This window comes from Flavobacterium sp. CAN_S2, assembly GCF_015752255.1.
GTDB lineage: Bacteria > Bacteroidota > Bacteroidia > Flavobacteriales > Flavobacteriaceae > Flavobacterium.
Genome location: NZ_JADOVA010000001.1, coordinates 1,264,037 through 1,281,682, shown reverse-complemented (window position 1 = coordinate 1,281,682; position 17,646 = coordinate 1,264,037). Strand labels below are relative to the sequence as shown.

Sequence of the window (17,646 nt, the reverse complement as noted above, 5' to 3'; positions counted from 1 at the left end):
CCCTACAAGCATCCGAGAAGGTATAAGTTACCAGACAATGAGCTAAATGAAGTTATAAAATTAATTTAGTCCATTTTTTCTCCACAAATCTACTTTTTTTCTGCCTAAAATTTAAAACTACACGAATTTTCTAGAAAAAATTATATTTTTATATTTTAATTTTAAACCTACTCAAAACAGAAAACTATGAATCCAGAAAAAAAACAATGGATTAATCCTAAAGCTATTGAAATTGAAGTGAATACTGGTAAATACGACAACATTGTTGAAGTAGCTTCCTATGGACCAGCATCTTAAATTAAAATTAATGTGTTTTTTCATCATTAAAATTACAAGGTCTGAATAACCTTTAATCGTTTTTATTAAAACACACTTTTTTAAAAATAAAACAATGGATTAATCCTAAAGCTATTGAAATTGAAGTGAATAGTGGCGACTTGACTAACGCGGTCAAAGATACAGACTTTAGTAGTTAATGCAAAAAATTACATTTGTTAACAAATTCAGTTCACTTTCATACAAGTGGACTTTTTTTATTCTAAAACGTAAAGTTAATTAGAAATTTAAGTGTAAAAAAACTGTTTTTATTTGAATTAATAACATACGAAAAAAATCATGAATATTGAAAAAAACAACAGATCACTACTCAAGCTATTGAAATTGAAGTGAATGCTCCTTTAAGAAAAGGAGCTACAGACGTCAATGAATCTCTTGATTATTCTGGTGTTTCTAGTCGATAAAAACAGTTAACTTTGTAAAAGTATAATGCTGTAATCACTTACATTGCATTTCCCGCAAACAAATTTATCATTAACTTTTACCCAAGAATGTCCTTCTTTAATGATCTTTGTTTTATGAATACCAACGATATATTCAAACGGAATTTGGTATTTTAACAATAAATAGACTGCCTGCCATGATTGATGGCGGCAAACATTTTTCCAAAGCAAATACTTATTGACGATAGCAATAGCCACTGCAATATCCTTTACTATGGCTATTTTTTCTTTAGTTATACTTGTTTTAATGTGTTCCTTTTTGCAAATATGTTCAGTAAACGCTTTTTGGGAATTGCACAATAATAAGAGGTTTCTATAAATCGAAAGCCAAAACACCAGCAAAATGAATTTTCGCTGGCGTGCGCTTAAAAAAAGAGCGTTTTTAAATTTTCTAAGCAGTAGTTTCATTAATGTAATCTTTCGCAATAAGATCTTCTAAAACAGTCATTAATTGCTCTTCGCACAGCTTTTGCTCCACTTCATATTCATTCATTAATTGAGCTACAATAGCATTGTATTCTAGGCCTTCGGCAATATACTGTACAATAGAAGTATAAGTAGTATTCAAACTGATGTATTTATTGTCTTCAATAGCGTATAAAACGCCTTCTTCTTCAAGAGGCGTAAACAAAACTTTATCAGTATTTAAAAGGTATTTTTTATTTTCCATATTTTGAGTTTATTTTATTTGGTTTATTGCTTCATCCCAGTACCCAAAACGCTTCATTATCGATTCGTTTACTGTAATAATTTTATGTATTTGTTCTTTGGTTAATTCGTATTTCCAGCGTCCGGTTTCTCCTTTAAAAAAGAAAGCCGAAGAAGGAATTTGTTTTTCTTTAAAACCTTTGCTTTCTTCCTGTTGTTTTAATTTCTTAAAATCACAAGCCTCAATAGCTTTCAAAATAGCCTCGTCGCTGTAATTGAGCTTCATTTGTACCACCGCTGCTTTGAACGTTTCAAAGGATTTTGCTTTCATGTCTTCATACCGAATAAAATGAACTGGAATTTCCTTTTGATTCATCCAACTAGCCGCGTGCATAGCCCAAGTACCCATTAGTTGATAATATTGCTGGGCAGTTTTTCCTTTTTTTATAAAAGCGCCTTCTTCACAATTCATGTATTTTTCTATGGTATCATCTATGTTCAATCCCGCATGGTTTGCTAATGAAAGGACCACATCTAGCGGATTACGAACTAAATACAACGCTACCCGACTTCCTGTATTGGGAATTAAAGGCAATCCATCCCAACGGGAATAGGTATAGGCATCATGAATCTTGACAAATAATTCTTTTTTTGTTTCTTGGGCTTTATGTACAAAAGCTATTTTTCTAAAAGACTCAAATTCTCGTGGCCTTAGATCATCCACAGATAAATCTAAAATACTTTCAATATACTCTTTTGCAGAGAAAATACCGTCGGTTTCCATTTTATTGATGTCAATTTCACCTTGATTCAATAAAGCGGTCAAAAAACTGCGAAACCAAGTATTCCCTGATTTAGGATACGAAGCCAGCCAAATAATATTATTTTCCATCCGCTTCAATAATTTGTTCAATTATGGCATCGGCAAAACTATCAAAACTCGCTTTATCTTTAGGTCTTATTGCTTTCCAGAAAGGTACTTTTTGCGAAATGGCGCCCACAGTTTTAAACTGCAACAATTGCTTGTTCATTCCATGCACCCATTTACTGCGGTAAATATTGTTTCCTAAGTTTTGCATACCTAAAGCTGGTTTCAAACGTTCTATTTGAATAGTATCACCTTGCATCTCTAAGAAAATAATTCCCTTTACTTTTTGCGATGAGGATACAAAATCATCGTGAAAAGCAATTCCAAATTTATTGACTTCCGCACGCAATTGCTTTCCTTCGGACAAATCATATACTCGCTGGTTGTTCATGGTGTTTTGCCAAGCTCTTAAAACAGGATACGAAGCAATGGCAACACAAGTATCATTTTCAATAGTAATTAATGCTGTATCATCCGTAAAGTAGGTATAACCTTTTTCTTTTAATTTTAAAGCGGTTGTTGATTTACCTGTTCTGGAAGGAGCGGCAAACAACCAAAGTCCATCATTTTTATCCAAAACTCCAGAAACATGGAAAGGAATTAAATCCCTCTGAAATAAAATGGCCGCAATACAATTCGAATAAAAAAATAATAAAATAGAATCCCAATCTTCACATAGTGGTTCAATGACAACTTTATTGCCATCAGTAACAAAATAACGAGCAATGTCAGGTACTTGATAAAAAAATTCATTTTCATTAAAGTGAGTAAATGGTTTTTTTACCGCCGGTTCCTTTTTAAAATTAGGGGCTACAGCTCCTAAAACTACCTCAAAATCAGCTTTTATACTATCTTCATTAACAATAAATGAAGGAAGCGTAATAGTTGATGTACAGTTTAAATTAAAAACTTTGTAATTATATAGCATTAGTTAGCATCATTTTAAAAATTTATTAACTTAGCAAATGTAAAAAAATACAGTGAAATGAAAGGATTTTTTGGAATTTTAAACTTAAAAAATGGCGATTTTGCAAACGTAACTGCTAAATATCTAACCACTAAATTAGTAATTCAAGAAAACACTGCTTTACTAATTGATGAAATTTTACTGGAAGATTTTGCCTCACCAATAGCTGTAAATACTCCGTTTTCTCATCTACAATATGTAGGCTGGTGTAGATTAGACAATATTGCTAAACTACAATCACAATTGAATCTTGCTGAAAATACCGTTGAAAAAGAGGTGATTTTGGCCGCTTACCAACACTGGGGTAAAGATTGCGTGAAATACCTCGTAGGTGATTTTAGTTTTGCTATTTGGGATGAAAGTAAAAAAAACCTTTTTTTAGCCAAAGACCAAATGGGAATTCGCCCACTTTTTTATATCGAGCAGGAAGGCTTGCTTTACTTTGGCACAAGTATTCCAGTGATAAAATCAGCTTTAGTTAAAAAACCAGAGTTGAACAAAAGCTACATAGCCAAAGAACTCTGTAATTTTCCTCAAGAGGTAGAAGATACTTTTTTTAAGCATATTAGAAGATTAAAACCAGCTCATTATGTTGCAATAAATGCTGGAGCAAAAATAGAAGAAATCAGGTATTGGGAACTCGGAACGGTAGATTTAAGTCACTGTAAGACCAAAGAAGATTACTATTCCCTTTTAAGAACAGCACTTGAAACTGCAATACAATCAAGAATAAGAGGCAAGAAAAATGTGGGATGTCAACTTTCTGGCGGTATGGATTCCTCAGCCATAGCAGTTATTTTGTCTCGAATTATGGATAAAAAAAAGCTGTATACCTACTCTTTTGTTTTGGACGAAACCACAAAAAACTACTCAGATAATGGCATTGACGAACAAGGAACACAGGAGGAAATCATTTCATATGCTAATTTAATTCGTGAAAACCACAGCCACATTACTTCTTTTTACTACAAAGATGCTTTTGAAGAATTAGATAAGAAGAATGCCGTTATGGGCGGATTTGCTAATAGCGATTGTATCTGGCAGGACAGTTTGTATAAAGTAGCTGCAGAAAAAAACCAAGTAGAAGTCATTTTTAGTGGTTTTCCGGGAGACGAGGGAATTTCACAAAATGGAAGCAATTATTTTTACGACTATCTAAACAATTTTAATATTAAAGGTTTATTTAGATTTCTAATTGATTTTAAACTTGGTGCAATCCGAAACACAATTCATTATTATCGCTCGAAAAGAGCAAAAACAACTGCATTAAACTATTCCGAAATTCAAGAAAAAAGAAATTTACTAAATCCTAATTCTAAATTTTACAAGGAATTAAAAGATAGTTCTTTTGCATTTAATCCTAGTTTTAAAAGTTGGCAAAAACAACAAATTTGTAGAGCGCATACTTCGTTACGTACTGAATCCGAGGGCGCCTATGCCAATCAATACAATATAGAAACTGTTTATCCGCTAGCAGATGTCCGTTTATTAGAAATTATGTATAGTTTACCTTCCGATTTATTTAAACCAAAACCTTATTCTAGGGCTTTATTTCGAAACATAGCTATTGGTATTTTACCAGATAAAGTTAGATTACAACCCAAGCGAAGCGGTGCTAAAACCCTAGCTTTTGCCGATTATTGGATACTTACTAAAGCAGAAGAGCTTAAAAACTATAGACCCAAAAACCGCACGGGCTTAATGATTTCTGAAGATGAATATCTTCTTAAAGAAGCTGAAAATGAACTCATGAAAATGAAACGATTGAATAATTTAAAAGAAATGGATTATTTAATTGATATGAATATTTAACATACTCTTTGAACACAAAATATTTTTAAAATTATGATTATTGAAAAAGAAAAAATAATTCTTCTTTTGCCACCAAAAACAGCTTCTAATTCATTAAGAAAACTTTTAATGGATTCGGGCTTTTATTTTCGTCCTCCAATACGAAAAGTGGACTATCCAATTTATCATTTAACTTTATCTGAAATATGTTATGTATACAATATTCCTATTGATCAATTAACGAATTATAAAATTATTCAAATAGTCAGAAATCCTTATGACCGTTTAATTTCTGCTTGGTTCCATCAGATGGACATCTTGAAAACAAAAATGAGTCTAGATGAATTAATTGAAAAATTAGGTGACTTCAAACATTTGCTCCCTAATGAAACTGACTCGTTTTATGAAAGTTTTTATGGTAGTATTGCACATAAAAAAAAATCATTTGCCAGAGGAAATTGGGGCGGATTGCGATTTTATTTTAATCAAACCTATTGGAATGATATGAATGCTATAATCCATTATTTCAAATTAGAAGAATTGACTGAGGATATCAGTTCTTTGTCTGAATTAATTAACTTTAAACTAGATGATTTACCCAAAATAAAAGTAAACTCCTCTACAAGAGCAGATTTTAATAATTATTATACTGATGACCAAAAAAAACAGGTTCAAGAATTATTTAATGACGATTTTAAAGATTTAGATTATGAATTTTAATTTCAAATATTTTGGGACAATTGACATCAATAGTTTGTTAGAAAAACTAGAAAGTTTAGACTGGAACCGTTTTCAATTCAGGCAAATTGCTCATAAAGTCCATGCAGAAACACTTACTGTTCCAATGCTTTTTGATGAAAAACTAGAGTCTATAAAAATTCATAAAGATTTTGGACGTTTTATTCCTGAACTAGAAAAAATAAAAATAATTTTACACGAAAAAATCGGAAAAGGAGAATTTCAATCTGCAATTTTAATTAATCTCCCAGCTGGAAAAACAATAAAAAGACACATAGACAAAGGGGAAAATTTTAAAAAATACCATCGAATTCATATACCTATTCAAACTAATTCAAAATGCTATTTCGAGGTTGATAATGAAATTATCAATATGAAAGCAGGTGAAATATGGGAAATCAATAATGATGATAAATACCACTCTGTAGAAAATAGAGGAGAAACTGACCGCATACACCTCTTGATTGATTGGAAAGTATCTAATCGTTAATTCTAAAAGCAAACTATTACTAGCCAAAGCAAAACCAATTCTACTAAATGATAGCTATTACAGACATAAAAAACGGATATGGAAACTCCATGGCACTAATTCTTTTATGCTGTAGGATTCACTTTAAAACGGCCGAAACAAGCGATTTAAATGACTTTATAGATTGCAATGAGGTTGATTGGTCAAGCTTTGTAAAAAACTGCCGTATTCATCGCATTAGGCCTTTAGTGTACCGAATTATATTAAAAGCAACAGTACCGATAGAATTCCGAAATAAAATAACGAATGAATTAAACAAACTTACGTTACAAAGTTTCGAACAGGCCAAAGAAACCGAAAGATTAATTCTATTACTTCAACAAAATAATATTACTGTGATTCCGTACAAAGGAACGGCATTTTCGAAGCAGTTTTTTGGTAATATCAGTATGAGAGAGTCTAGTGATATTGACCTAATCATTAGTCCTGAAGATATTCCGCAAACAATACATATTTTAGAGAATGTAGGTTATATTGCTCCCCAAAAAAATTACTATAATTGGATGGGGCATGAACAATTTATTAAGACGCACAAGGATTTAAATTTTGATTTGATCAAAGATGCAAAGAGGATCCAGCATGTAGAGATGCACTTTAATACAATCAATAAAAGTATTCATTTACCCAATCACCGCAATACCTTTAACACAAATACATTATACAAAAATAAACTTTTTCAAAAAGAAATTTCAACTTTACATCCTGTTGAACAGTATCGATCAATTGTACTACATCACCTGCTGATGGATGGTATGGGCTACCTCAAAACAGTCGTTGATTTAGCTCAAATTACTGTTTATCTTGAAATTATAAATAAAGATGAGAAAATTGACGCAGACAGCCAAAATATCTTAAATGAACTAAATACCAATTATAATTTAGTTTTAGTGCAGAATATACTCTCTCAAATTATTGGTATTCCATTAAATGAAACTATTGAGTGTGGAACCGAAAAATCACTTACCAAAAGAATCTTGACTAGTTCCTATAGAAAAGTCCGAAAAAATAAATATCCCTTTTTAGATGGCATTGTTTTTAATTATATTCAATTAAAATACAAATCTCAGTTCTACAACAGAAAGCGCGATAAAACCATGTATCTCGTAAAAAGTATCCTTAGTTTGAGCGATCCGCAGCCAGATGATTACATGTCAATTAAGCTTTATAAAAGCCTCTATTTTTTATATTATATAATCAGGCCATTCCGGTTGCTTTTCACTCCCAGCAATCCTTATAAACATGTTTAATAAAAAAATGCCTTCAATCTAAAGCTAGATGAAGGCAAATCTTTGAATTAATATAAAAAATTATTTTTTAGCTTCTGCTTTTTCTTCTGTTTTTGCAGGTGCTTTATATTTATCGTTCAAGCCTTTAATGATTTCTTTTGTAATATCAAATTTGTCTTCAGCGTATAAAATTGAAGCTGCATCACCAGTTCCATAGATGTAAGCATATCCTTTTTCTTTACCGTACGCTTTTATGAACTTTTTCACACCGCTTACTAAAGAATCCATTTCTTTTCCGCTCTCCACTTGTAATTCTTGAGACAATGCTTGTTGTGCATAACCTAATTGTTGTTCTCTTTTTTGCAATTCAGCTCCTTTTTTCTGAGCCCATTCTTGGCCATTAGCTTGTGCTTGTGCTTGAAAATTTGCCGCTTCTTGCTTAAACCTTGCAATCTCTGCTTCTAGCTGTCTTCCTTTTTCTTCTGCTTTTGTTTTATATTTTGCTTCAAGGTCTTTTGCCTCTGTATATTCTTTCATTAATTCAGAAGTGTCTACGTAAGCTGTTTTTACTTCTTTAGCTACTTCGGCTGGTTTGTTACAAGCAACAATTGAAATTGATAATGCGATAATTAATAATGCTTTTTTCATTTTGATAAATTTCTAGTTTTGAGTATTGGTGACAAAAATATAAAAAAATAGATAGCATTGACATAAAGTTTAAAAAATGCTACTTTTTTGTGATATAGGATTTTATTATTGTGATTAATGAATGGATAATTTATGACTATTAAAAACGGACTTCATATCTTTTAATTAAGGAAATTAGTTTTAAAATCGAATAATCACCCTAGATTTAGCCAAAAAATGCGCTTAAATACGCTTAAAATGATTTTACTTGTTTTTCAAGATGTAAATGTGTGAAGAATACTCGAAATTCTTCTTCGCTTTCCAATTCGACTGCAAACCGATGAAAAAGGCTTTTGCATAATTCATTTTACCGGTTTTGTATTTTTCAGAAAGTAAGCTCACATAAAAAGAATCAAATTTCATAGGAAGTACTTTTACCAATTTCATTTCTTCTTTTTCGAAAAGCATTTTTATAGCCGTTTTAGAGAAATGCCAAAAATGAATTGGCACATCATAAGCTGCCCAAAACTTTCCGTAATGTTTTGCATCAAAAGATTTGAAATTTGGAACAGCAATAATTAAAGTTCCGTTTGGTTTTAATAATCGTTTCAATTCTTTGATTTGATTTTCCAAATTTGGAACGTGTTCCAAAACATGCCACATCGAAATCACATCAAAAGAATGACTGTCTAATTCGCTGGTTTCCCCAACAAATGAAACACCTTTCTTTTTTGCAATCGATTTTGCTTTGTCGCTTGGCTCCACTCCTACTGTATGCCAACCGTTTTCTTTGGCCACAAATAAAAAATCTCCTGTTCCGGCACCAATGTCTAAAATGCTTCCTTTATTCGGTTGCAATGAATTGATTAAATTCAATTTGTTTTTAAGCGCAATGCTTTTTACAAAATGATATGCTTTTTCAAATAAAGACCTTTTGCTGTCGGTGTGCGAAATATAATCCACGCTTTCGTAATACTTTCCTAAATTTTCTAAACTGGGCTGCGGAGTCGTAATCAGCATGTCCAATTTATCATCATGATACAAATCGAAAATTTCCTGAGAAACAGAATAATCTTGAACGGTCAAAAAAGGCTGTTGGTTTGAAATGTCCATTAATTAATAGTGCTTTTATATTTTAAATTTAAACTAAACCCTGAAAAAATCGACGGATGCTTTCAGGGCTGAATTTTTATTTTTGTGATTATTCAATTATAGCAAGGCTTCACAGCGTAGTTTCACGTGGAACAAAATGATTTAAGAATAAAGATTAACGATTTCTGATTTCAGATCTTTCATAAATCTGCAATCAAAAATCTACAATCCCTAACGTCCCATGTAAATCAACAATACAGAAACATCACTTGGCGAAACACCACTGATTCTTGATGCTTGAGAAATAGTTACCGGACGAATCTTGCTTAATTTTTGTTTTGCCTCAATCGACATGGATTTGATTTTCTCATAATCAAAATTCTCTGGGATTTTCACATCTTCCAGTCGAAGCAATTTATCAGCATTGTTTCTTTCTTTTTCTATGTAACCAGAATACTTCACTTGAATTTCGGCTTGTTCCAAAATTTCTTGGTCTAAATCATTTTCCGCAACATAAGCCGCAACCTTTTCAAATTTCATGATGTCTTCCAAATCAATTTGCGGACGAGAAAACACTTTGAACATTTTATCCCCTTGGGTAATCAATGTCGTATCTTTTGATTCTAAAATAGGATTTGCTTCTGCAACCGAAACACTCGTTTCTTTGAAGAATGCTACCATTTTTTCAGATTCATTTAATTTGTGTTCCATTCTGCGCAAACGCGCTTCTGAAGCCAAACCTATTTCATGAGACATTGGCGTCAACCTGAAATCGGCATTATCTTGACGCAACAACGTTCTATATTCTGCACGAGAAGTAAACATCCTGTAAGGCTCTTCCGTTCCTTTCGTAATTAAATCATCAATAAGAACTCCGATGTACGCTTCGTCTCTTTTTAAAATTAATGGCGCTTTTTCATGCACTTTTAAATGCGCATTTATTCCAGCCATCAATCCTTGAGAAGCCGCTTCTTCATATCCTGTAGTTCCGTTTATTTGTCCTGCAAAATACAAACCTTCAACAAGCTTAGTTTCCAAAGTGTGTTTCAATTGTGTCGGCGGGAAATAATCATATTCGATTGCATAACCCGGGCGAAAGAATTTCACTTTCTCAAATCCCGCAACAGAACTCAACGCTTTGAATTGAATATCCTCAGGAAGCGATGTGGAAAATCCATTTACATAAACCTCGCACGTATTCCATCCTTCTGGCTCCACAAATAATTGGTGTCTTTCTTTATCTGCAAAACGATTAATTTTATCTTCAATGGACGGACAATATCTTGGCCCAAGACTTTTTATTCTTCCGTTAAACATTGGCGAACGATCAAAACCTTCTCTCAAAATATCATGAACATCCAGAGAGGTGTACGTCATGTGACAAGATCTTTGATGAACCAAAGGCGAAGTCACATCGGAATAGGAAAACTTATCCGGTTTAGCATCTCCTTTTTCTTCATTCATTTTCGAGTAATCTAACGAACGTCCATCTACTCTTGGAGGCGTTCCCGTTTTCATTCGTCCTGATTCAAAACCTGCGACAACTAAATCTTCTGTGATTCCATGAGCAGCACTCTCGCCTGCTCTTCCTCCTCCAAATTGTTTTTCACCAATATGAATCAAACCATTCAGGAAAGTTCCATTGGTCAACACAACAGATTTAGATCGAATCTCCACTCCAAGCGAAGTTCGGATTCCTTTTATTTTTCCGTTTTCAATAACCAAACCTTTAACCATTTCTTGATAAAAATCAAGATTTGGAGTACCTTCTAGCATCATTCTCCACTCCTCAGCAAAACGCATACGGTCACTTTGAACACGCGGCGACCACATTGCAGGACCCTTGGATTTATTCAGCATCTTGAACTGGATTGCAGTTCTGTCCGAAACAATTCCCGAGTATCCTCCAAGCGCATCAATCTCACGCACAATTTGTCCTTTGGCAATTCCACCCATAGCTGGGTTGCATGACATCTGGGCAATATTCTGCAAACTCATTGTTACCAATAAGGTTTTTGAACCCAGATTTGCTGCAGCTGCAGCAGCCTCAGAACCGGCATGTCCTGCACCAACAACGATTACATCATATTCATTTAGAAACATCTTCTTTTATAATTTAATCCTTCTTAAGGATTGTAATTTTGAAATCTATATATTTTGTTCCACGTGAAACACTGTAAATTTATTTTTTAAATCAAAACTAAATGTTCCACGTGAAACACTTTTGATTTAAAAATTAGAACGACACTATTGTTCCACGTGAAACATAGCAATTTTTTCGTCTTCCTTAGATCGCATTAAAAGCTCTTCAGCCTCACCTTTGTCTTTATAACCGCAGTAATGTAAAATTCCATGAACTAAAACGCGCTTTAATTCTTCCTCAAAAGAAACATTGAAATCATTAGCATTGTCTCTTACTCTTTCGATAGAAACAAAAATATCTCCGTGCAATTCATTACCCATAGAATAATCAAAGCTGATGATATCCGTTAATGTATCGTGATCGAGATACTCAACATTGATCTTATGTAAATACTCGTCGTCACAAAAGATGTAATTTATCTCACCTTCTTTCTTATTTTCCGAGCTAATAACATTTCCCAGCCAAGCAGCTGTAGCTTCTTCGTTGTCTAAATTAAAGTCGGTTTCGTAATTAAAATTGATCATTTTTTATTAAAATATTCTTGAACCTTTTGATTAAAATTCGAGCGCAAAGGTAAGGATTGTCTATTTAATATTTCTATGCTATTTAAATAATCTAATAAAGCAGCTGGCAGCGCATTAGATTGATTATTAAACTCCTTTTTATTAGTTTCAGATTGGCGTTTATTTTCCTCTCCTTGTTGCTGAATGGCAGAATTCAATTTCAACAATTCCTGTTTTACATTTAAAATCTTTTGAAGCGTTTCGTTCTTAAAACCTTTGTTCAATAATTGCTTTTCAATTTGCTTCATCTGTTCCAAAGCACTTTGTCCATTACCGCCCAATCCTTGTTTATTCAATTCGTTTTGTAATGCTTCGCGCAATTGCTTTTGCTCTTTATAAATTTCCATTATAGCTTTTGCATCGCCTTCACCACCCTCACCGTCTTGACCTGATTCACCAGGTTTTCCTTGTTTGCCATTTTGTCCCTTTTGACCTTCACCAGGCTTCTCGCCTTTCTTGATTCCGTCTTTCATTTTCTCGCCAAGACCTTCTTGCTTTTTAATAATATCCGGCAATTGCATTCCTTGTCCTTGACCCGGTTTCGGTTTACCAGAACCCATACCTGACATTTGCATTTGCATATTGTTAAGCATATCACTTAGGAAATCTGCTAATTTGTTAGCCGCAGAAATGGTATATTGTTGATGCGACAAACCTTTTGGAACTTGAGCATCTGTTAAACTGGACAAAGACTTATCTACGTTGTAAACTACATTGCCAATTTCTTTAGTAATATCCTCCGCAATTTTAGGATTGCGCAACGACATCGCAAATAAACTGTCGTCAACATGCTTGAACTGCTGTTTTAAATCCTGTTGAACTTTGATATTTTTATTGAACGCCGGAGATCCTGATTTATGCTTTTTAAATTGGTTCATCAAGTCTTCTTGTGACAAAGAAAATGCTAATAAATTGTCTAAAATTTGTCGCAACATCGCAACATCTTCCTGCAATTGTTCCATCTCACCTTGCTCCAAAGTTTGTGCCATTTTTTGCGCCATCTCTTTCATCTTTTTAGAAGCGCTTTTTTGATTTGGTTTAGCCTTATCCTTTTTGTCTTTCTTCAATTCCTCAGAAGCTTTCTTCAAATCCTCATCAATACTTTTCTCTTTAGCATCGTCTTTAGGTAAATCCAAAGGTGATTTCAATTCCTTATTTTCTTTTTCAAGATCGTTTAAATCTTCTTGGATTTTGTCAAAATCAGTATTGATGTCTTCTTGCTTATCTAATTTATTTTCCTTTTCATCATTAGATAATTTATCTTGCTTTTCAGAAAGCTTGTCCAGTTTGTCGCCTAATTGCTCTGCTTTCTTTTCTACATAAAATCTCTTGGTCAATTCAACCAATTGTTCTAAATTCTTAGTTTGATTTTTACTGTTTTGCTTAAATTTATCCAACTTAGACAACAACTCTTCATTCTGAATTTTATCGTTTAGTTCTTTCAATTCATCTAAAAGCTTCTGGTTTTTTTCCAATTCCTTTTCGGCTTTGTCCATTCGTTTTTGAAGTTCTTCTTTTAATTCATCCTTTTTATCGGTTTTGAATTGCTCCAAATTATCGTTCATTTTTTTAGTAAATTCTTTCATCATCTCATCCTGTTTCATTTGACGTTTGATGAAATCACTTACTTTTTGCTGATCTTTGAAATCCAGATTTTCTTTTTCTTTTCCAGTTTTTTGCAACTTCTCCATTTCAGAGATTTGCTTATCCTGATTCTTTAAAGACTTCTCTAAACTGTTAATGTTGTCATTTTGCTGCTGCAAAATTTGATCTTCTTTTTCCTCATCTGTAGAAACACGATTCGAGAAAACCGAAGACTTCGTGCTTTTAAAATTATGGATTGCATCGTTATCAAAAACTTCAAAATAATAATCATAAGATACGCCTTGCTCTACCGGAAGATTACTTGGAAACGAAAATACAAATTGGTCAAAAGCACTTTTCTTAATAGCAATTGTTCCACGTTTAGCAGTTTGTGGTTTCTCTCTTTCGTAATAAACAATCTGTAGTTTAGACAAACCATTATCATCTGAGATTTGACCTAAAACATAGTTCTTAGCCACCTTCAAACTGTCCGGTGCATTGTTAACATTGATCGTTGGGAACTGATCTTTGACAATAGTAAGCTGATAATTGAGTTTTTCGTAGTTTTTTACCTTATCATTTGAAGTAAGAATTTGATAATCTGTGTTTTGAACTATATTTTTAGATAAAATAAAGGTGTTTTGTGATTTCGAAAAAGAAGCTTTAGAAATTCCGTCCATCCACTCTACATTTTGTGTCGCTTGCGTATTGATTTTCCAAGTTACACGCGTTCCTTCTGGAATGACTGCATTTCCTGTTCCTTTTATAATTTCAGCTTTTTTATTCAAATAAGAAGGAAAGTTCAACTGCATTTCAAAATTTGCAATCGATGGAACGGTTATCACTTTCAATTCATAATCTGGAGAAGAAATAGCATTTCCCTCCACGTGGAACAAAATGTTTTCTGAAGGCTTTGCCATCTTAAATTGAAACTCTCCTTCTTTAGATGATTCCATAAAATAACTTTCGTCATCAATAAAAATCATCGCATTCTCAGGAACTATCTTTCCTTCACTTTTAATTCGAAGTATAAAATCCTTTCCTTGTTCGGTTTGTAAATTCGAATTAAGAACTACGAATTTAAAAGGAGCCGGTGGTAAAAAAGTCGAATTGAAATGTACTACTCTATTCAAACTTTGTGAAATCATGCTACTGTTTCCTGAAAAGTAAAAGAAAGCAAATAGCAATATTGGAATTAAAGCCAAAGGAAAATACTTTCTGTTTCGGTTGTAGTTTATGGCGTTCCCAAAAGGAATTGGTTGCAATGCATTCGCTTTTTGTTCAATCGATGCGACCAATAATTCCGATTTGATTTGATGTTCATCAGGATTTGATAGTTGCAAAAAGTTAGTCAGTTTGTCGCTCACTTCCGTAAAATGATTTCCAATAATTGCCGAAGCCTGATTGTAATCGATTCCTTTCTGAAGTTTGAATAATTTAAAAATGGGAAACAAAATAAAACGGAACAACAGATACACTTCTACTCCAACGAAAGTCCAAAATAAAATGGTTCTTCCCATTGGCTTGAGCCAGAGAAAATATTCAACAAAAAGCGTAAATAGGAAATACAACAATCCTAAACCGATAAAGAAGATAGTTCCCCGAATCAATTCGTTGGTGTAAAACTTTCTGATAAAAGCTTCTAATTTTTGATAAATAAATTGCTGAGTTTCCAAAATTTATGCTTTGTTTTTTGTAACCAATAAAAGTAACAATTTATATGAATAAAGAAATGTTAAAAATCATCAAACTCATTAATCTTACATTATCTCATTTTCAGATAATAACATGAGAAATCGAATTTGTATCTTCGCAAAAAATTTACAGCAATGTCTAAACAAGTTCGGGTGCGTTTTGCACCAAGTCCAACTGGACCTTTACATATTGGCGGCGTTCGTACCGCATTATTCAATTATTTGTTTGCCAAAAAAAACAATGGTGTTTTCTTCCTGAGAATTGAAGATACAGACCAAAATCGTTTTGTTCCAGGTGCTGAAGAATATATCATGGAAGCGCTGGAATGGTTAGGAATTGCGCCAGATGAGACTATTGGTAAAAATGAAAAATTTGGTCCATACCGTCAAAGCGAAAGAAAAGATTTGTACCAACAATATGCTGCTGAATTAATCAATTCAGGAAATGCGTATTATGCTTTTGATACTGCAGAAGCTTTGGATGCAGCAAGAAAATTAGAAGAAGAACAAGGAAAAACCTTTATATACAATCATACTAACAGAGAAAAACTAGACACTTCGCTAGTTATTTCTGCAGACGAAACTGCTAAAAGAATTGCTGCTGGAGAACATTATGTAATCCGTTTTAAAACTCCGGTGAATGAAACCTTGCATTTGAATGATATTATTCGTGGTGATGTAAAATTTGAAACGAATCTTTTAGACGATAAAGTATTGTTCAAAAGTGACGGTATGCCTACCTATCATTTGGCTAATATTGTGGATGATCATTTAATGGAAACTTCCCATGTAATTCGTGGTGAAGAATGGTTGCCATCAATGCCATTGCACGTTTTATTGTACAGAGCATTTGGTTGGGAAGCACCGGAATTTGCACATTTACCATTGATTATGAAACCTGTTGGTAATGGAAAATTATCCAAACGTGATGGTGATAAAATGGGATTTCCAGTATTTCCATTGGATTGGAAAACCGAAGAAGGCGTATCTTCAGGTTATAGAGAAAAAGGATTTTTCCCCGAAGCAGTAATCAACTTCCTAGCCCTATTAGGATGGAATGACGGAACGGATAAAGAATTATTCTCGCTGGAAGAATTAGTGGCAGCATTTGACTTAAACAGAGTTCATAAAGCTGGAGCCAAATTTGATCCGGAAAAAAACAAATGGTTCAATCACCAGTATTTAATCAAGCAAGAAGATGCAACTTTGTCTAAAGCCTATGCTCCTATTTTGGCTAAAAAAGGGTTTTCTGTAGATGATACTGTTATAACAAAAGTGGTTTCTTTAATCAAAGAACGCGCGCATTTTGTTTCGGAATTTTGGGAAATGAGTGATTTCTTTTTTGTAGCTCCAACTTCGTATGATGAAAAAGCAAGTAAAAACTGGAAAGTAGAAACTCCGGCGTTAATGCAGGAATTAATTTCTGTTGTGGAGGAAATCACCGATTTCACTTCGATGAATATTGAAACGATTGTCAAAGATTGGATGACGAAAAACGAAATTGGAATGGGAAAAGTAATGCAACCATTTCGTTTGAGTTTGGTTGGCGCGCTGAAAGGTCCTCACCTATTTGATATCGTTGAAGTAATTGGAAAGGACGAAACGATTAACAGAATTCAAAAAGCAATAGCAACTTTATAGTTTTTAAATACAAAGTTCACCAAGAAGGCTCAAAGTTCACTATGTTTGATTTAGTGAATTTTGAGCCTTCTGCATTATATTCTTATGTGATTAGTTACAAATAAATTATCAAATTCCCGTTTATAATTCCGGGATTTCCCTTGAAATTAACTCCTAAATTCTTGTTGTTCAAGTTTTCAAGCATGTTATTGACACCATATTGATAGGAAACATTAGCTCTGAAATGACGAACTCCAAAAGTGATTCCAACTGTTGGATAAAAATTAAAATTTGAAATCTCCCTAATATCTTTGGCTAACAACGTTGTACCGGAAATGACATTATTCTCCTCTTTGTTATCTAAATTTAGCTTTCCATTTACTTGAACAATTGGTCCAAACTCAATACTCAAATGACTTTCGATAATTTTTAAACTTGCTTGTAGCGAAATTTGTGCGGAAGCCAATTTATAATTTACATCTTCTTTTGCCAAGGTCAAACTATTCGTTGCAACAGAAAAGTTATTTTCACTGAACTGAATTGCATAAACCATATCCCAATTATTATAGAAATTTCCCCGCATGGATAGTCCTGCATTCCATCCCAATTCTGGTTTTGTCTGAAAATTGTTTGTGTTTAAGCTAAATTGATTGACACCAAAACTGATTCCAATTCTATTTGAATCTCTGTATTTATATTGGGAAAACACAGATAATGTACAAAAAACAAAAACTAAACTAAGTGATATTTTTCTCATATAATTAGAATTTACAAAGA

At 33.1% G+C, this 17,646-nt stretch carries 15 protein-coding genes; 5 read left to right on the top strand and 10 right to left on the bottom strand.

Annotated features, from left to right (window positions below):
• Positions 1–746 precede the first annotated feature (746 nt).
• Genes IWX80_RS05805 through IWX80_RS05790 form a run of 4 tightly spaced genes read right to left on the bottom strand, consistent with a single transcriptional unit; the run spans position 747 to position 3,223 of the window.
• Positions 747–1,187 carry a lasso peptide biosynthesis B2 protein gene (locus IWX80_RS05805; RefSeq protein ID WP_334682232.1) on the bottom strand — a complete coding sequence of 147 codons (441 nt, stop codon included), beginning with the start codon at positions 1,185–1,187 and terminating at the stop codon, positions 747–749.
• Positions 1,171–1,449: a PqqD family protein gene (locus IWX80_RS05800; RefSeq protein ID WP_196852539.1), complete on the bottom strand. Its 279-nt coding sequence runs from the start codon at positions 1,447–1,449 to the stop codon at positions 1,171–1,173. Before IWX80_RS05800 ends, IWX80_RS05805 begins: the two co-directional genes overlap by 17 nt.
• A gap of 9 nt (positions 1,450–1,458) precedes the next feature.
• A complete protein-coding gene (locus tag IWX80_RS05795) occupies positions 1,459–2,319 on the bottom strand; it encodes a sulfotransferase domain-containing protein (RefSeq protein WP_196852538.1) in 861 nt (286 codons plus the stop codon).
• A complete protein-coding gene (locus tag IWX80_RS05790) occupies positions 2,309–3,223 on the bottom strand; it encodes a hypothetical protein (RefSeq protein ID WP_196852537.1) in 915 nt (304 codons plus the stop codon). The genes IWX80_RS05795 and IWX80_RS05790 overlap by 11 nt, the downstream gene beginning before the upstream one ends.
• Positions 3,224–3,280: 57 nt before the next feature.
• Here IWX80_RS05790 and IWX80_RS05785 point away from each other — a divergent pair, with 57 nt between their 5' ends.
• The 4 genes from IWX80_RS05785 to IWX80_RS05770 are packed head-to-tail and all read left to right on the top strand — an operon-like array spanning position 3,281 to position 7,567.
• Positions 3,281–5,074: an asparagine synthetase B family protein gene (locus IWX80_RS05785; RefSeq protein ID WP_196852536.1), complete on the top strand. Its 1,794-nt coding sequence runs from the start codon at positions 3,281–3,283 to the stop codon at positions 5,072–5,074.
• Positions 5,075–5,107: 33 nt separating this feature from the next.
• The gene (locus tag IWX80_RS05780) at positions 5,108–5,773 is read left to right on the top strand and encodes a sulfotransferase family 2 domain-containing protein (protein ID WP_196852535.1); all 666 of its coding nucleotides are present in this window, start codon (positions 5,108–5,110) and stop codon (positions 5,771–5,773) included.
• Positions 5,763–6,281 carry an aspartyl/asparaginyl beta-hydroxylase domain-containing protein gene (locus IWX80_RS05775; RefSeq protein WP_196852534.1) on the top strand — a complete coding sequence of 173 codons (519 nt, stop codon included), beginning with the start codon at positions 5,763–5,765 and terminating at the stop codon, positions 6,279–6,281. Before IWX80_RS05780 ends, IWX80_RS05775 begins: the two co-directional genes overlap by 11 nt.
• A 47-nt stretch (positions 6,282–6,328) precedes the next feature.
• Positions 6,329–7,567 (top strand): nucleotidyltransferase family protein, encoded by a 1,239-nt coding sequence (locus tag IWX80_RS05770; protein ID WP_196852533.1) that lies wholly within the window; start codon positions 6,329–6,331, stop codon positions 7,565–7,567.
• A 60-nt stretch (positions 7,568–7,627) separates the two neighbouring features.
• On the opposite strand, the gene IWX80_RS05765 is transcribed toward IWX80_RS05770, so the two are convergent.
• From IWX80_RS05765 to IWX80_RS05745, 5 genes are all read right to left on the bottom strand, one after another.
• A complete protein-coding gene (locus IWX80_RS05765) occupies positions 7,628–8,194 on the bottom strand; it encodes an OmpH family outer membrane protein (RefSeq protein WP_196852532.1) in 567 nt (188 codons plus the stop codon).
• Between the two features lie 243 nt (positions 8,195–8,437).
• Positions 8,438–9,286 carry a class I SAM-dependent methyltransferase gene (locus IWX80_RS05760; protein WP_196852531.1) on the bottom strand — a complete coding sequence of 283 codons (849 nt, stop codon included), beginning with the start codon at positions 9,284–9,286 and terminating at the stop codon, positions 8,438–8,440.
• Between the two features lie 210 nt (positions 9,287–9,496).
• The gene (gene mnmG / locus IWX80_RS05755; RefSeq protein WP_196852530.1) at positions 9,497–11,368 is read right to left on the bottom strand and encodes a tRNA uridine-5-carboxymethylaminomethyl(34) synthesis enzyme MnmG; all 1,872 of its coding nucleotides are present in this window, start codon (positions 11,366–11,368) and stop codon (positions 9,497–9,499) included.
• A gap of 144 nt (positions 11,369–11,512) precedes the next feature.
• On the bottom strand, positions 11,513–11,932 hold the full coding sequence (ybeY, locus tag IWX80_RS05750) for an rRNA maturation RNase YbeY (RefSeq protein ID WP_196852529.1): 420 nt from the start codon (positions 11,930–11,932) through the stop codon (positions 11,513–11,515).
• Positions 11,929–15,231 (bottom strand): hypothetical protein, encoded by a 3,303-nt coding sequence (locus tag IWX80_RS05745; protein WP_196852528.1) that lies wholly within the window; start codon positions 15,229–15,231, stop codon positions 11,929–11,931. Before IWX80_RS05745 ends, ybeY begins: the two co-directional genes overlap by 4 nt.
• Before the next feature lie 153 nt (positions 15,232–15,384).
• Here IWX80_RS05745 and gltX point away from each other — a divergent pair, with 153 nt between their 5' ends.
• Positions 15,385–16,890 (top strand): glutamate--tRNA ligase, encoded by a 1,506-nt coding sequence (gene gltX / locus IWX80_RS05740; protein WP_196852527.1) that lies wholly within the window; start codon positions 15,385–15,387, stop codon positions 16,888–16,890.
• A 94-nt stretch (positions 16,891–16,984) separates the two neighbouring features.
• Here gltX and IWX80_RS05735 read toward each other — a convergent pair whose 3' ends face one another.
• Positions 16,985–17,626 carry an outer membrane beta-barrel protein gene (locus IWX80_RS05735; protein ID WP_196852526.1) on the bottom strand — a complete coding sequence of 214 codons (642 nt, stop codon included), beginning with the start codon at positions 17,624–17,626 and terminating at the stop codon, positions 16,985–16,987.
• Between the last annotated feature and the right edge of the window lie 20 nt (positions 17,627–17,646).

Coding starts and splice junctions, on each gene's coding strand:
- IWX80_RS05770 (WP_196852533.1), top strand. CDS start 6,329: ATGATAGCTATTACAGACATAAAAAACGGATATGGAAACTCCATGGCA.
- IWX80_RS05805 (WP_334682232.1), bottom strand. CDS start 1,187: ATGAAACTACTGCTTAGAAAATTTAAAAACGCTCTTTTTTTAAGCGCA.
- IWX80_RS05785 (WP_196852536.1), top strand. CDS start 3,281: ATGAAAGGATTTTTTGGAATTTTAAACTTAAAAAATGGCGATTTTGCA.
- IWX80_RS05800 (WP_196852539.1), bottom strand. CDS start 1,449: ATGGAAAATAAAAAATACCTTTTAAATACTGATAAAGTTTTGTTTACG.
- IWX80_RS05780 (WP_196852535.1), top strand. CDS start 5,108: ATGATTATTGAAAAAGAAAAAATAATTCTTCTTTTGCCACCAAAAACA.
- IWX80_RS05775 (WP_196852534.1), top strand. CDS start 5,763: ATGAATTTTAATTTCAAATATTTTGGGACAATTGACATCAATAGTTTG.
- mnmG (WP_196852530.1), bottom strand. CDS start 11,368: ATGTTTCTAAATGAATATGATGTAATCGTTGTTGGTGCAGGACATGCC.
- IWX80_RS05735 (WP_196852526.1), bottom strand. CDS start 17,626: ATGAGAAAAATATCACTTAGTTTAGTTTTTGTTTTTTGTACATTATCT.
- IWX80_RS05760 (WP_196852531.1), bottom strand. CDS start 9,286: ATGGACATTTCAAACCAACAGCCTTTTTTGACCGTTCAAGATTATTCT.
- IWX80_RS05790 (WP_196852537.1), bottom strand. CDS start 3,223: ATGCTATATAATTACAAAGTTTTTAATTTAAACTGTACATCAACTATT.
- IWX80_RS05765 (WP_196852532.1), bottom strand. CDS start 8,194: ATGAAAAAAGCATTATTAATTATCGCATTATCAATTTCAATTGTTGCT.
- ybeY (WP_196852529.1), bottom strand. CDS start 11,932: ATGATCAATTTTAATTACGAAACCGACTTTAATTTAGACAACGAAGAA.
- IWX80_RS05795 (WP_196852538.1), bottom strand. CDS start 2,319: ATGGAAAATAATATTATTTGGCTGGCTTCGTATCCTAAATCAGGGAAT.
- gltX (WP_196852527.1), top strand. CDS start 15,385: ATGTCTAAACAAGTTCGGGTGCGTTTTGCACCAAGTCCAACTGGACCT.